This window comes from Tenacibaculum sp. 190524A05c, from assembly GCF_964036595.1.
GTDB lineage: Bacteria > Bacteroidota > Bacteroidia > Flavobacteriales > Flavobacteriaceae > Polaribacter > Polaribacter platacis.
This window is the reverse complement of sequence record NZ_OZ038523.1, coordinates 3,121,943-3,137,180: the sequence shown is the minus strand read 5'-3', so window position 1 is coordinate 3,137,180 and position 15,238 is coordinate 3,121,943. Positions and strand designations below refer to the sequence as shown.

The window sequence follows — 15,238 nt, the reverse complement described above, 5'->3', positions numbered from 1 at the left end:
AAATGGCGTATTTAGAATTAAAAAACATCAATAAAACTTACGGAGAAGGTAAACATAAAACAGAAGTTCTTTCAGATATCAATTTATCAATTGAAGAAGGAGAATTTGTAGCCATCGTAGGATTTACAGGTAGTGGTAAAACAACGCTAGTAAATTTAATCAATGGCCTACTTGAGCCTACAAGCGGTGAAGTTTTGTTCAAAGGAGAACCTGTTAAAGGAACTAGTCATGATAGAGGTGTAATTTTCCAAAATTACTCATTGTTGCCATGGCTAACTGTAGGTCAAAATGTATTAATGGCTGTGAAAGAAGCATTTCCAAAAAGAGAAAAAGCAGTTTGGAAAAGAAAAGCTGCTCACTATATAGAAATGGTTGGATTAACTCCAGCGATAAATAAATTACCAAAAGAATTATCCGGTGGTATGCGCCAACGTGTTGCGGTGGCTCGTGCGCTAGCAATGAAACCAGATATGATTATTATGGATGAACCTTTAGGAGCTTTAGATGCTTTAACGAGAGGAAATCTCCAAGATCAAATTTTAAATATTTGGGGAAAGGATAAAAGAACTGCATTACTTATTACGAATGATGTTGATGAAGGAATTTACATGGCTGATCGTATTATTCCTTTGCGTCCAGGACCCAATGCAACTTTAGGCCCAGAATTCAAAATAGATATTGAAAGACCTCGAGATAAAACAGATTTAAATGATAATGCAAGTTACAAGAAAACTCGTAATGCAATAATTGAATATCTAATGGATATAGGTGAAGAGAGAAAATCTGAACAACAAAACAATTATGTTTTACCAGATTTAACTCCTAAGAGTTTTGTAAGAGTATAATTTCAAAAAAGATTAAAAATGAGTATATTAGAAGCAGACACACATATAATAACTCAAAACACCCCCGAAATAGAGACTAAAGAGTTAATGTTGGATTTAAAAAACCTTAAAAAGGTATATCCAACTCCTAAAGGAGACTACATCGTCCTTGAAGATCTGAACCTTCAAATAATGAAAGAAGAGTTTGTTACCATAATCGGTCATTCTGGTTGTGGAAAAACAACTATGCTTTCTATGATAGCTGGTTTAAACGAAATTACAGGAGGAAGTATATCTGTTCTAGGAAATCCTATTAAAGGACCAGGACCAGATAGAGGTGTAATTTTCCAAGCTCCTAGCTTAATGCCATGGATGACTTCTTTACAAAATGTTTTATTGGGCGTTAATCAAGTATTTCCTCATGCTACAAAAAAGCAGCGAAATGATATTGCAAAGTATTACCTACAAAAAGTAGGACTGGAAGATGCTTTTCATAAAAAAGCTAGCGAATTATCACAAGGAATGCAACAGAGAGTTGGTATTGCAAGAGCATTTGCCATTAAACCGAAAGTTTTATTGTTAGATGAACCTTTTGGAATGCTAGATTCCTTAACCAGAGGTGAGCTTCAAGATATTCTAATTGAAATCTGGAACAAAGAAAAAATTACAGCAGTAATGATTACTCATGATGTTGATGAAGCAATTTTTCTAGCGGATAGAGTGGTAATGATGACTAGTGGGCCAAAAGCTAAAATTGGAGATATTTTAGAAATCGATTTTGAAAGACCAAGAACAAGAAAGACAGTTCTTGAACATGACGATTATTATAAATACAGAAAACACTTAATAGATTTTTTAGAACATTAAAAACCTTAGTATGAAAAACAAACTTCTTTTATTCGGACTATTTGTAATGACTATGAATATTGCCGAAGCGCAATTTTCTTTAAGCGGTGAATTTAGACCTCGAACAGAATTTAGACATGGTTTTGGAAGTATTATCCCAGAAAGTGCAGAACCTGGATTAAGCGTAGCAACTCGTATTCGATTAAACGCTGGTTACAAAACCGAATCATATAAATTCTTTTTAAGCTTACAAGATGTATTTGTTTGGGGAGAAAATCGTCAAATCTTACCAAACGATCAAAACAATTCTTTCGCGGTATTCCAAGCTTGGGCAGAAATTGGTTTAGGAGGAGGATTTTCAACTAAATTAGGTAGACAAGTTTTATCTTATGATGACCAAAGAATTCTAGGTGGATTAGATTGGGCACAGCAAGGTAGAAATCATGATGCAGCTTTATTAAAATATAAGAAAGACTCTTTTTCAGCTGATTTAGCATTAGCATTTAATCAAGATCATGAAAATGCAGGTGGTTTTGTTAATGTGGGTAATAATTTCAATACTTCTGGATTCTTCACTTATAAAGTTATGCAAATGTTACACTTGCATAAAGGTTGGGATAAATTCTCGGGAAGCTTATTATTCATGAATAACGGATTTGAAAACCATAGCCTTAATTTAAATGAAACGGTGTATTTACAAACTTTTGGAACACATTTAAAATATAAAACCGGCGCTTTAGCTCTTGAAGCAAACGGATTTTTACAAACAGGTAGAGCAATTTATGGTGCCAATTATCAAGATGTAGAAAGTGGTTATTTAGCTGGTTTAGAAGCTAAATATAAAGTATCAGATAAAGTAACTGTTGGTTTAGGAGCAGAAATTATTAGTGGTGATAGTGAAGCTGATGCTACAGCTACTTCTGCGTTTTTCCCTTTGTACGGAACAAACCATAAGTTTAATGGATTCATGGATTATTTCTATGTAGGAAATCATGCAAATACTGTTGGATTATTTGATATTCATGCGAGTGCAAACTTTAAATTAGATGAAAAAGCTAGTTTAATGGTTAAAGTATTAAACTTCAGCGGAGAACAAGAATTAGGAAGCGGAGAAAAGCAATTAGGAACTGAAGTAGACTTAGTTTACAAACGTGGATTTAAAGGATTTACAATTGTAGCAGGATACTCTCATATGTTTGCTTCAGACGGAATGTATGAATTAAAAGGTGTAGCTGAGAATTTAGCTGCAGATAACCAAAACTGGGCTTGGGCTATGTTAGTTATCAAACCAAAATTCTTAAACGGAACTAAATAAATTAAAAGTAAAGCAGATTATATACTTTATTTTCACTTGTTTCGAAAAGGTAGTTTTCTAGGAAAACTGCCTTTTTTTCTTAGATTAAGTTGTATTCTTTAGCCTTGTTATTTAACTCCATAACATTTTTCACATTCAACTTTTTCATTAAGTTAAAACGATGTACCTCAACAGTTCGTTTACTTATTTTCAGTTCTTCGGCAATGTCTTTGTTATTCTTCAATTCTAAAATTAATGTAAGAATCTGACTTTCTCTTTTTGTGAGTTTAAATGGATTCTTTGAAGGCTCTTGTTTACTTTCAGAAATTGTTGTTGATCCTCCTTTTACGAAATTGTTCATTATAGCTCCAGAAACATCTCCACTAAAATATTTATCTCCTGAGGCTATTTTACTAAGAGCTTTTATAAATTCTTCTTTGCTCGATCCTTTTAACAAATACCCATCTGCTCCTGCTTGAATTGATTTCACAACGTATTCTTCAGAATCGTGCATAGACAATACTAATGTCTTAATATCTTTATCTTTAAATGTTGTATTTATTTCTTGAACAACCTCAATTCCATTCATTTCAGGCATTCGAATATCTACGATTAAAACAACAGATTCATTAAGTTTTTCAACTATTTTAAGTGCATCAATTCCATTAGATGCTTCATCTATAACTTTAATCTTTTCCTGATCTTCTAATAGGGCTCTAATTCCGTCTCTAACCAGAACATGATCATCAACTAACACAACACTAATATCTACCATAAAATGTATTAATTTCAACAAAAATAAGTAAAACCAAGTAACTTTTATTCATGTTAAGAACCTGAACCTCCCGAAGCTTCGGGACAGTTAATTGGTATGTTTAAAGTAACTCTTGTTCCTTTTCCTTTTTCCGAACTTAAAAATAATCGTCCGTTTATATATTTAATTCGTTCTTTCATAAAGGTTAATCCCATTCCTCCTACTCCTTTTTTCTTTTGACTGGTATTAAATCCTTTTCCATTATCATCTATAACGATACTCAACATCGTTTCACTATGAGAAACAGACAATAAAATATGTGAAGATTCTGCATATTTTATTGCATTATTAATCGCTTCTTGAGTAATTCTATAGATATTAATTTCAGTAAGTGAATCTAGACGTAAATCGAAATTACTCTTATTAACAAAAACAATATTCTTACCTGTTAATCGTGTAAGTTCTTTGGTAAGTTTTGCGAGCGCCGGAACCAAACCATGATCAGATAATTCCGAAGGCATTAAGTTAAAAGTGGCTGTTCTAACTCCTTTTATAATATCACTTGTTTGCTCTTTTAACTGACTTACTTTTAATTTCGTTTTCTCAATATCATCCGGATTTATACTCTCTAGATTAAACTTTAACCCTGTAAGCATTTGTCCGATTCCGTCATGAACATCTTTCGCGATTCTACTTTGTTCCTTTTCCTGATTTTCAATAATTTTTCTTGAAATGATTTGTTGCTGACTCATCTCCTCGTCAAAACTTTTTTGTTTTAACTGATCTATTTCTACCTGAGCAATTTTCTTTTCTGTTATATCTGAGGCAATAATTAAGAGCTCAGATTTTTCATTTGTTGGACTATATGGAATTATAGCCATTTCTAACCATAAATCTTCACCTTCTACCGTTGATGCTTTCACCTCTCCTTGCCAACCTGTTTTCTTATTTTTTAAAATAAGTTCCTGAATTTGTGTTCGCTCATTTTCAATAGTTGACAATACATCCCATAAAAAAGCGTCACTAGAATTTGAATATTTAAAGAATCGAGAAAACTTTGCTCCCATATGAACAATAGCTCCGCTTGGAAGTATTCTAGCAGATAATAAAGTTTGATCCATCGCTCTACTAAACGCTTTTAATTCTTTAACTGATTTTTCTCTTGCAATACTTAATTCATCGGCATCAAAAGCCATTTTCTTTGCTAATTTTTCTGCCGATAACAGCTTTGCCAAGGTCGCTCTTACTGATTTTGCCGTGGGCCAAAAAATAAATAGGAATTCCGCCAGAAGAATCAACAACGTTCCTAGCATTAAAAAAAGTTCAAGTCTTCTCAACCAGTTTACTTTTTTCTTAGCCTCGGTATCGTATTGATTCACAATATCGTCCATTTTTGTCAGGAACTCTTTTTCTCTTTCTTTGATCGTTTGAATAGAGCTTGTCGAGTAATTCAAATTAAACACCGCAGAGTCATCACTATTCAAAATACTTTTTACAGCATTAGTTATAGTATCGAAAATCGGATTGATTTCTTGAAACTTTCCTTTAATTATCTCACTGTTCTTCCCTGGCAAGCCTAAAGAATCATTACCTGTTTGTAAAGATTCATGAGATAATCTCCATAAACTTAAGGTGCTTTTAATCTGATTTTTTAAAGCTGATGATTTAAAGCTATCATTTTCTGAAGTGAGTAGAAAAACTTCTTTTGTTAATTTTTGACTTAACATTCTTTGACGACCAGCCACATTAATAACTCTGGAATCACTTTGCTGATCTTTTAAATGTTTGCGTATTAAAAATTGACTCACAATAACTGATACAGCTATTGTACTTAATGCCAAAATATACAAACGACTTAAATTATTAAACGTTCGTTGATCTAAAGAATATGATTTTTTTACCATCTAAAAAATGGAAATTTCTTATGCTAGTGCTTGTTTTACTAGAGACAAACTTTTCTCTGAATACTTAACTTTTAACGCCTCTTCTTTACCTTTTTCAGACATTTTTTTCAATGTTTTCTTCAAGATGTCGATTACTTTTTCATCAGTATGCTTTGCAGCGAATTCTTCGAAATAATAATCAAGAAACACTAAACATATAACATCCTCTAGCTGCTGAGATTCTTCATTCTTTTTCAATTGCTTTTTAAGAATTAAAGCCGTAACTCTTTTACTGTAATCTTCATCAAATCCAGCTTTTTCTAATATTTCAGATGTAATAGATGCATGCATTTTCTTCAATTGCTCTCTCCATTTTAAATACCCAACTCTATCCATTGGATATTCATCTCTCGCGATTTCCCACCTACATATATGTTGAGCTCTCGCTGCTAGCTGTAAAGCTTTAGAAGCATTCGGATTGAACTGCAATAACCTTCTTGTCATTCTATGAGAATACAATAATTCTTTAGGAAACTCTATTCCTTCTACAGTATATGAATTTGGATCTCCAGCGTTTTTCTGATCTATTAATGCTAACGCAGTTTCAAAACGTGTTGGTTTCATCTATTGTTATTAATCTGAAAAACCAATATACACATTTCCTCCTTCAATTTTTACTGGATATACGGCAATTCTCAAACTTTCATCTGTTAAACCTGATCCATCTTCTAACGAAAAATTCTTTTTGTGTAACGGACAAGCAACTTTTGGAACTCCATTTTTATCTCCAATTAAACCTAGTGATAGTACCATTTCCATTTTATGTGGACATAAATTTTGACAGGCATACCACTTGTTCATCAATTTAAAATTAAAAACCGCTATTTGCTTGTCTTTATACTTTACACAAGCTCCACTATTCTCTGGAAAATCGCTTACGCTTCCTGCTTTAAACCAGCTGTTAACTTCTGTATTTACAACTGAAGCATATTTCTCAATCGCATCTATCATGTTCTACTTTTTTAATTTTATTACTACCAAGGTTTTGGCATTTTTTGCTCTCTCATTGGAACAAAAACTAATTCTTCGTTTGTTTCATCCGTATTCACAAAATGTTTAAAACGCTTCATCATTTCTGGACTTTCAACTGCTTGTTTCCATTCACATTCATACTTATTGATTAAGGCTTGCATTTCTTCTTCTAAGGTTTCTGCAATCCCTAAAACATCATCAATAATTACTTGTTTTAAATACTCAATACCTCCTTCTAATTTATCTAACCAAGGGGCCGTTCTTACTAATGGACCCGCAGTTCTTATGTAATACATTAAAAATCTATCCAAGTATTTTATCGCGGTTTCATCACTCAATTGTTCTGCTAATAAAATGGCATGTTTTGGATTCGCTCCACCATTTCCGCAAACGTATAAGTTCCATCCTCCTTCTACCGCAATTAGACCAAAGTCTTTACCGCGAGCTTCGGCACATTCTCTAATACAGCCAGAAACTCCTCCTTTTAATTTATGCGGAGCACGTAAACCTCTATAACGATTTTCAATTTCAATGGCGAAAGTTACACTTTCGTGCATTCCATATCTACACCAAGTAGATCCAACACAACTTTTAACCGCTCTTAACGATTTTCCATATGCATGACCGCTTTCAAATCCAGCGGCAATTAATTCCTTCCAAATTAATGGTAACTCATGAATTTGAGCACCAAAAAGATCTATACGTTGTGCACCAGTAATTTTAGTATATAAATCGTATTTAGCTCCTATCTCACCAATAGTTATTAATTGTTGTGGAGTGATTTCTCCTCCAGGAACTCTAGGAACAACAGAATAAGTTCCGTTACGTTGAATGTTAGCTAAGAATCTGTCGTTAGTATCTTGAATGGTTACTTGCTTATTTGCCGTCTCCATTGTTAACGTAGCAAAAATAGAAGCTAAAGCAGGTTTACACACCTCACATCCATGACCATGACCATATTTTTCGAGTGCTTCTTCATATGTTTCAATTTTATTCACTTTCACTAAATCATATAATTCTTGTCTGCTATAATGAAAATGCTCACAAAGCACTTCTTTTACTTCTTCTCCTAGTGATTTTAAGGTTTCATTTACCAAATCAACAACCATAGGCTTACAGCCTCCACAACCTGTAGTAACTTTTGTTTTGGCAACCACGTCTCCTAAACTTTTACAACCTCCATCTATAATAGAAGAACAGATTGCCCCTTTAGATATGCTTTCACAAGAACATACTTGAGCCTCATCTGGCAAATCTAAAACACTTCCAAACGCAGCATTCTTTCCACCACTAGCGACGATAAGTTCTTCTGCATTTTCAGGAATTGGTAATCCGTTTAAATAAATTTGATGTAACATATTATAGTCAGATACGTCACCAACTAAAATACCTCCAAGTAGTTTTTTTCGATCTAAACTAACATTTACTCTTTTGTAAACTCCTTTGGTCTTATTTTCAAAAATGATAGAATATCCTTTATCGATCGGCATAAATGGTTCTCCGTAACTTGCTACGTCAACCCCAATTAGCTTAAGTTTAGTAGACATGTCAATTTCATCTACCATAACCTCTTCCGTATTTCCTATGATTTGATTCACAGCTATTTCTGCCATGTCATAACCCGGAGCAACTAAACCATAAATCATGTTATTGAATAACGCACATTCTCCAATTGCGAAAATAGATTCATCAGAAGTTTGCATTTTGTTATTCACCCATATTCCACCGCGGGTTCCCACTTTTAAATCACAAGTTTTAGCCAGTTCATCTCGAGGTCTAATTCCTGCAGAAACTACTAACATTTCAACATCAAGTTGATCATTCTCTCCGAACTCCATTCCTGTAATTGCTGATTCTCCTAGTATTTTACTAGTAACTTTAGATAAGTGTACTTGAATACCTAATGATTCTATTTTTTCCTGAAGTACATTACTACTCCTCTTATCTAATTGTCTCGGCATTAATTTTGGCGCAAACTCAACTACGTGAGGTTCGAATCCCATATCCATAACAGCTTTCGCTGCCTCTAATCCTAGAAGTCCACCACCTAATATTGCTGCTCTTACTTTTTCAGTTCTACCTGATTTGATAATATTAGCATATTCAATAGTTTCTTCTAAATCTTCAATTGTTCTGTATACAAAAACACCTTCCTTTTCTATTCCTTCGATATTTGGAACAAATGGAGAAGATCCTGTTGCTAATACTAAATAATCATAGGCATATTCATTACCATGAATAGTTTCGATAGTTTTTGCTTGTTTATCAATACTATTAACCCGAGTATTCGTGATTAACTCAATACCATTGTTTGCATACCATTCTAATGGAGCCATTTCTAATGCAGTTGCATCTTGATTTTCAAAATATTCACTTAGATGAACTCTGTCATAGGCTGGCCGTGGTTCTTCACCAAAAACAGTAATTTTAAAATTCTTTGCTTCCGACTTATCTATAAATTTTTCACAAAATTTATACCCCACCATACCGTTTCCAACTACAATAATATGCTTCATAGTACTTAATTAATAGAAGTCTAAAATTAAGTATTTATACGTAATTTTGTCTTTTTGGAATTAAAAAATTACGTAATTGAGATGTTTTTTAGCTAATCAATAATTATGCACTTGGTAAATTCGTTTTTTGCTATTTTTTTAAAGTTAAAATGAGAAGTATGCATTTTACAAAAAACTAAAAAACCCAGTAAAACAGAATTTTACCAGGTATATATTGTCTTTTTTTGAATTCTTACTAGAATATGAGCAGTAACCTAAAAAGCTAATCCAAGTAAAATTCCTACTCCAACTCCTGCAGTACCAATAAGAATTTTCTCGAAAACTGTTTTTCTTCTTTGACGCTTACTTTCTTTTTCAATAATATCAAGGCTTTTAGTAGCCTTATCTAAACTTGAAATGGTGTAATCTAAAGCCTTTTGAGTTCGATCTAATGTGATTTGATTACGCTCGTAAAGCTTTTGATCCAAACTATCTGATTCACGAAAATTGATTTTTAACATTCGTTCTAGATCAACATTTCTTCTTAGTGTTGTTGTATATTTCTCCACTAACTCTTTCGTCATTTTATCTTGATCTATTGTAGTTTGATAAACACTCTTCATTGCTAAAAATGATTTCTTATTTACCAAATAAATATCTGGTGTCTTAAATGTATATAAGCTATCTTTCTTAACAGTTAAAGGCTCTCCCACAAAATTTGCATAGGAAGCCGGTATTTCTATAACTTTTACAGAATCTCTTGCAACTTGGCCAAAAGAAGAAATCAAGGTAAACAAGAAACATGTAAGGAATACTTTTTTCATATTTTTATTTTATTATTTGGTTTTATCTTTTAATTCACTCCAAAAAGACCATCTAGAATTACTCTATCCTTAGCCAATTTATCGTTAACAGCTTTAATAGAATCTTTTATTCTTTGTAACTCATTCCAATCACGAGCATTCTTTCTTTTAAAATCAAGGATTAAAGAATCTCTTTTATGAATAATGAAATCCTTTTGGGCTTTCATTTGTTCGAACTCTTTTCTAAATTTTTCTAGTTCGGTTTTTGCATTAACTACGTTAGCTTTTGATGTTTGTAGTTCTTGTCTGGCATTATTTAACTCGATTTCAATTACTTTCCAATTTGAACTCGATTTAAAAACTAAGTAACCAATAATTAACAAAATAATTATCGCTACTATTTGTAGTAAGGTATTAACATTATTGCTTTTCATCTGGTTGATTTTTTTAGTCGCAATGATTTAATTGAATAAAGATAATGTAGAAATACTTAATCTATTAATGAATCTAAATTCTTTTACTGCAACAACTGTATAAAGTTACTATTTGTTTCTATTCCTTTGGAATAAAAGAAAAAGGATTTTAACCAAAATTAATAGAGTGGTTTTACTGTACTTAAGTCAGGAATAATATCCTAAAAAGAAGAAACACCCGATAAAATTATCAGGTGTTTCTTCTTTTTCTTTTCTTTTTCTGGAGTCTAGCAATTTCCCCCTCTACTTATTTCCTAACATTAGTATTTCGTTACATACTACTTCTGTGATATATCTTTTTTCTCCGTTTTCATTTTCGTAGCTTCTCGAAGTTAATTTTCCTTCTATCATAACTTCACTTCCTTTATCTAAATAGCTTTCTATAATTTCTGCTGTTTTATTCCAAGCAATAATATTATGCCATTGTGTTTCGGTTACCTTTTCACCTTTCGCGTTTTTGTACGTTTCATTCGTAGCTACTGAAAATTTTGTCAGTTTTTTTCCTGACTCTAAAATAATTAGTTCTGGTTTATTACCTAAGTTCCCAATTAACTGTACTCTGTTTTTTAATGCGTTCATGTTATTTTATGTTATCGTTTAACAGTTAAGACTTTGCCATTAAATAATGACACTGCAAAGATGCGACAGAATCAAAGCTGGAGTCGGTTGTAAAGCAATTACTTTCGATTGTAAATGTTTGTAGTCGATTACATTCGGATAATTTTATATCTTTACTCCCTATGGAAAAAAGATATTGTTTAGAATGTTCTACTGAATTGAAAGGAAGATCAGATCAAAAGTTTTGTTCTGATTATTGCAGAAACACATATAATAATAAAGTTGATAAAGAAACCAAAAATCTTATCAGGAACATCAATAATAGATTAAAGAAAAATTATAAAATTCTTTCTGAACTAAACACAACTGGGAAAGTTAAAGTCTCAAGGACTAAATTGTATGATAAAGGTTTCGACTTTCAACTATTTACTTCTATTTACAATACCAAAACCGGAAATACATATTTCTATATTTATAATCAAGGTTATTTAGCTTTAGAAAATGATTTGTTTTTGTTAATTAAAAAAGAATTGTAACTATTTCCTTAATTTATTGACTAATAGAATAAAACTAACGCAATGGAAATCTTCTTTATCGTAATACCAGTTGTACTTCTTATTTTTTATGGATTGTATCATTTTAATGAAAAACAGGTAATTATCCGAACTTTAAGGAAACTACCTAGTTCAGGCATTAGTGGAATTCGTACAAATCAATTGACTAAGATTACAGGTAAAGCATTGCACGTTACTGAGCCATTAATTGCACCTTTTAGTAAAAGAGAATGTATTTTTTATAGAATAAAAATAGAGGAAAAAAGAAGTAACGGTAACAGTCATCATTGGGCTACTTTAGTCAAAGAAGAACGGTTTCAACCTTTCTTTGTTAAAAAAAACGGCGAGTATGTGATTGTAAACCCATCAAGAGAACCTGTTAATTATAAAGCTCATTTAGTTATTGATGAAAAAGTTTCATCTGGAACCTTTAAAGAAAGTACACCAGAATTTGAGCAGTTATTAAGAGCATATAATGTAAAAAGTAAAGGATTCTTCGGTTTCAAGAAAAACATCCGTTATCGAGAAGCAATAATAGAAATTGGTGAAGAAGTAACCGTTGCAGGAATTGCAAAGTGGAAAAATCTTCAAGAACCTATAGAAGGTTATTCCTATTCTAAAATTGCATCTTTAGAAAGCGATAACAAACATAAAATTATAATAACGGATTTACCAAAAGAAAGAGTGAATCCAAAAGTGTAATTCCTATTTCCAGGAATTACCTTTCATTTTTAGCGCAGCTTTTAGTATATCTTTCTGACTAATTTGACCGACCAGTTTTCCATTCTCAACAATCGGAAACCTGCGTCGTTTAGATTCTAAGAACTTATTGGCCGCATCAAAAATATTCATGTTACCATCAATAGTTTCAACCTCTTTAACCATCGCTTTTTGAACTGTATTGTTTTGGTCTATTGGTAGATTATAATATCTACTTTCTGAGATTTGTTTCATACAATCTCCTTCGGAAATTATACCAATTAATTCATTGTTACTGTTCACAACTGGTCCTCCAGATATTCTATTTTTAATCAAAGTTTCAATTACATCTTCAATAGGTTGATTTTCCTTAAACGTAATTAAATTTTTGGTCATATAATCTGAAACCAAAATAGGTTCTGAGGGTTTAACACTGGTCATTGTTCTCCTGCCTTGAAAGCTTTTGATTCCCATAGTACGTAAGTTTAGCTTATTTAAATATACTGATTTATAGTTATTTACAAAATAAAATGAAGTTCTTATTTAATTTTTATATTTTTAGAACTATATATAAGAGTACACCGAATCATAATTATTTTAAACTTAAGATATAGCGTTTTTTCTACCAAAAATTGCAGCTTAGTCTTACTACAATAAAAAATAAAACTTAATGAAGACCACTAACAAAACGCTTACATTAGTTATTATTTTACTTGCTATGTATTGGGGATTTCATGATATGAAACCCAGTTATACAAGTAACTCAAACACTACCAAAAAAGAATTTTCTATTACCAATGCACTCAACCATGTTAAAAACATGTCGGTTAATCCGCACCATGTTGGAACAAGTGCACATAACGATGTAAAAAACTACTTGTTTGAAGAATTACAAAAACTTGGTTTACATCCAGAAATACAAACTAAAACAGTTTTTAATAAAAAATGGCGAGCTGGATCTACAATAGAAAATATTGTTGCGAAGATTAAAGGTAGCGGAAATGGAAAATCTTTATTAGTAGCTAGTCATTATGATAGTAGTCCACATTCATCTTTAGGAGCAGCTGATGCTGGATCTGGAATTGTAACTATTCTAGAAGGAATTCGTTCATTCTTAGCAAATAACAAAACTCCTAAAAATGATATAATTATTCTTTTTTCAGATGCCGAAGAGTTAGGGTTACTAGGTGCGGAAGCTTTTGTTCATTTCCATCCTTATGCTAAAAATGTAGGATTAGTATTAAATTTTGAAGCTCGTGGTAGTGGTGGACCAAGTTATATGCTCATGGAAACTAATGGTAAAAATAGTTTACTGTTAAAGGAATTTTTAAATGCCAACCCGAATTATCCTGCGGCAAATTCTTTGATGTATAGTATTTATAAAATGCTTCCAAACGACACGGATTTAACTGTATTTAGAGAAGGAGCAAACATTAATGGTTTCAACTTTGCTTTTATAGGAGATCATTTTGATTACCATACAGTTCAAGATTCATACAGAAGATTAGATCGATCATCTCTTGCACATCAAAAAGATTATTTCGTAAGTAATTTAAATCACTTTTCTGAAATTGACTTATCTAAATTAGATAGTGATTCGGATGATGTTTTCGTTAATTTTCCGTTTGTAGGATTACTAACTTTTCCGTTCTCATGGATACTACCGTTACTCATACTTTCAATTATTTTACTATTTGGAATTGTAGCTGCTGGAATTCAAAAAAAGAAGTTAACCTTTACGGGAGTATTTAAAGGAGGAATTCCATTTATACTTTCTTTAGTAATTTGTTCTGTTATTAGTTTATTTTTATGGAAATTGATTGTGGTAATTCATCCAGCTTACCAAGATATGTTGCATGGATTTACTTACAATGGGTATTATTATATCACCGCTTTCTGTTTGCTAAATATTTGGATAGTTTTCAAATTATACAATCAATTTATTAAAATCAAATCAACCGATTTATTAGTTTTTCCTTTGTTCATTTGGATCGTGATTAACAGCTTAATTTTTGTCTATTTAAAAGGAGCGGCATTTTTCTTATTACCGCTATTTATTGGGTTAATTTCATTAGGACTTTTAATTTTAAGAAATAAAAATCCAAAAAATGTAATTATAACGCTACTTGCTATTCCAACACTATACATATTTGCACCATTAATAAAAATGTTTCCTGTAGGATTAGGGTTAAAAAATTTATTAATCTCTGGGTTATTCATCGCATTGGTAATGGGATTACTTATTCCTGTTTTTCATCAATACAAAAAGAAAAATCAATGGATAAAGTTAGCTGGTTTTGGAACAATAGTTTTCTTTTTACTAGCTACTATTCAAAGTGGTTTTAATATGGACAAGAAAAAACCAAATAGTTTGGTTTATACTCAAAATGTTGATACAAAAACAGCGTCTTGGGGAACATATAATAAAACATTAGACAATTACACAAAACAAATATTTGATGACAACTTCGCTGAGGGAAGTATAGAAAATGCGGAAACTGCTAGTAAATACAATACTCGATTCAATTTCATGAAGAAAACTGAATTTAGAGATATTAAATCATCTCTAATTCAAACTGATTTGGATACAATTATTGGAAATAGTCGTGAATTGTGGTTAACTATTATTCCACAAAGAAAAATTAGCAAGTATGAAGTTTTTAATAATGAAAATATCGATGTATCCTTTTTAAGTGTAAATACAGCTGTCGTTTATGATTCTTTAAAGTCCGTTAAAGAGCAACGATTATTTACCTACACCATGGCATATCAAGATAAAATGCTTCAATTAAAATTACGTTTTAATAAGGATCAAAAGTTAAACTTAACCTTGAACGAAATATCAAATGATTTACTAACACATGCTAAGTTTAACTTACAACCAAGAAGTGATGAAATGATGCCAATGCCATTTGTAACTAATGATGCTATTATTAGTACGAAGACAATTACCTTTAACTAAATTTAATTGTTTTTTATTGTGAGATAGAAAAACCAAGGTGCCCTAAATTATGTATCTTTGT

15 protein-coding genes are annotated in these 15,238 nt (G+C 31.6%); 6 read left to right on the top strand and 9 right to left on the bottom strand.

All coding sequences use genetic code 11. The features are described from left to right. Nucleotides 1-2 precede the first annotated feature (2 nt). The 3 genes from ABNT61_RS13820 to ABNT61_RS13810 all read left to right on the top strand — a co-directional run bounded on the left by ABNT61_RS13820 (nt 3) and on the right by ABNT61_RS13810 (nt 2,985). Nucleotides 3-845: an ABC transporter ATP-binding protein gene (locus ABNT61_RS13820; RefSeq protein ID WP_348710286.1), complete on the top strand. Its 843-nt coding sequence runs from the start codon at nt 3-5 to the stop codon at nt 843-845. A gap of 87 nt (nt 846-932) precedes the next feature. Then, nucleotides 933-1,691, top strand: coding sequence for an ABC transporter ATP-binding protein (locus ABNT61_RS13815; protein ID WP_348723439.1), 759 nt, complete (start codon nt 933-935; stop codon nt 1,689-1,691). Nucleotides 1,692-1,701: 10 nt separating this feature from the next. Next, nucleotides 1,702-2,985, top strand: coding sequence for an alginate export family protein (locus tag ABNT61_RS13810; protein ID WP_348743646.1), 1,284 nt, complete (start codon nt 1,702-1,704; stop codon nt 2,983-2,985). Between the two features lie 79 nt (nt 2,986-3,064). On the opposite strand, the gene ABNT61_RS13805 is transcribed toward ABNT61_RS13810, so the two are convergent. From ABNT61_RS13805 to ABNT61_RS13770, 8 genes are all read right to left on the bottom strand, one after another. Then, a complete protein-coding gene (locus tag ABNT61_RS13805) occupies nt 3,065-3,739 on the bottom strand; it encodes a response regulator transcription factor (RefSeq protein ID WP_348743645.1) in 675 nt (224 codons plus the stop codon). A 53-nt stretch (nt 3,740-3,792) separates the two neighbouring features. Next, nucleotides 3,793-5,622, bottom strand: coding sequence for a type IV pili methyl-accepting chemotaxis transducer N-terminal domain-containing protein (locus ABNT61_RS13800; protein WP_348743644.1), 1,830 nt, complete (start codon nt 5,620-5,622; stop codon nt 3,793-3,795). 18 nt (nt 5,623-5,640) lie between these two features. After that, nucleotides 5,641-6,225, bottom strand: coding sequence for a DUF4202 domain-containing protein (locus ABNT61_RS13795; protein ID WP_348743643.1), 585 nt, complete (start codon nt 6,223-6,225; stop codon nt 5,641-5,643). 9 nt (nt 6,226-6,234) lie between these two features. After that, complete coding sequence (gene nirD, locus ABNT61_RS13790) at nt 6,235-6,612, bottom strand: nitrite reductase small subunit NirD (protein ID WP_348710293.1); 378 nt, start codon at nt 6,610-6,612, stop codon at nt 6,235-6,237. A 23-nt stretch (nt 6,613-6,635) separates the two neighbouring features. Continuing rightward, nucleotides 6,636-9,149 (bottom strand): nitrite reductase large subunit NirB, encoded by a 2,514-nt coding sequence (gene nirB, locus ABNT61_RS13785; protein ID WP_348743642.1) that lies wholly within the window; start codon nt 9,147-9,149, stop codon nt 6,636-6,638. A gap of 254 nt (nt 9,150-9,403) precedes the next feature. Beyond that, on the bottom strand, nt 9,404-9,952 hold the full coding sequence (locus ABNT61_RS13780) for a hypothetical protein (protein WP_348723099.1): 549 nt from the start codon (nt 9,950-9,952) through the stop codon (nt 9,404-9,406). 29 nt (nt 9,953-9,981) lie between these two features. Continuing rightward, the gene (locus ABNT61_RS13775; protein WP_348743641.1) at nt 9,982-10,365 is read right to left on the bottom strand and encodes a hypothetical protein; all 384 of its coding nucleotides are present in this window, start codon (nt 10,363-10,365) and stop codon (nt 9,982-9,984) included. 282 nt (nt 10,366-10,647) lie between these two features. Continuing rightward, nucleotides 10,648-10,983, bottom strand: coding sequence for a single-stranded DNA-binding protein (locus tag ABNT61_RS13770; protein ID WP_348710297.1), 336 nt, complete (start codon nt 10,981-10,983; stop codon nt 10,648-10,650). A gap of 161 nt (nt 10,984-11,144) precedes the next feature. Between ABNT61_RS13770 and ABNT61_RS13765 the strand changes: the two genes are divergently transcribed. Both ABNT61_RS13765 and ABNT61_RS13760 read left to right on the top strand, forming a co-directional pair. Further along, entirely contained in the window at nt 11,145-11,498 is a 354-nt protein-coding gene (locus tag ABNT61_RS13765; protein WP_348710298.1) for a hypothetical protein, read from the top strand. Nucleotides 11,499-11,540: 42 nt separating this feature from the next. Next, nucleotides 11,541-12,218: a GIDE domain-containing protein gene (locus ABNT61_RS13760; protein WP_348743640.1), complete on the top strand. Its 678-nt coding sequence runs from the start codon at nt 11,541-11,543 to the stop codon at nt 12,216-12,218. Nucleotides 12,219-12,221: 3 nt separating this feature from the next. Here ABNT61_RS13760 and ABNT61_RS13755 read toward each other — a convergent pair whose 3' ends face one another. Beyond that, nucleotides 12,222-12,689 carry a CBS domain-containing protein gene (locus tag ABNT61_RS13755; protein ID WP_348743639.1) on the bottom strand — a complete coding sequence of 156 codons (468 nt, stop codon included), beginning with the start codon at nt 12,687-12,689 and terminating at the stop codon, nt 12,222-12,224. A gap of 196 nt (nt 12,690-12,885) precedes the next feature. Between ABNT61_RS13755 and ABNT61_RS13750 the strand changes: the two genes are divergently transcribed. Next, the gene (locus tag ABNT61_RS13750; RefSeq protein ID WP_348743638.1) at nt 12,886-15,177 is read left to right on the top strand and encodes a M28 family peptidase; all 2,292 of its coding nucleotides are present in this window, start codon (nt 12,886-12,888) and stop codon (nt 15,175-15,177) included. Nucleotides 15,178-15,238: the final 61 nt, after the last annotated feature.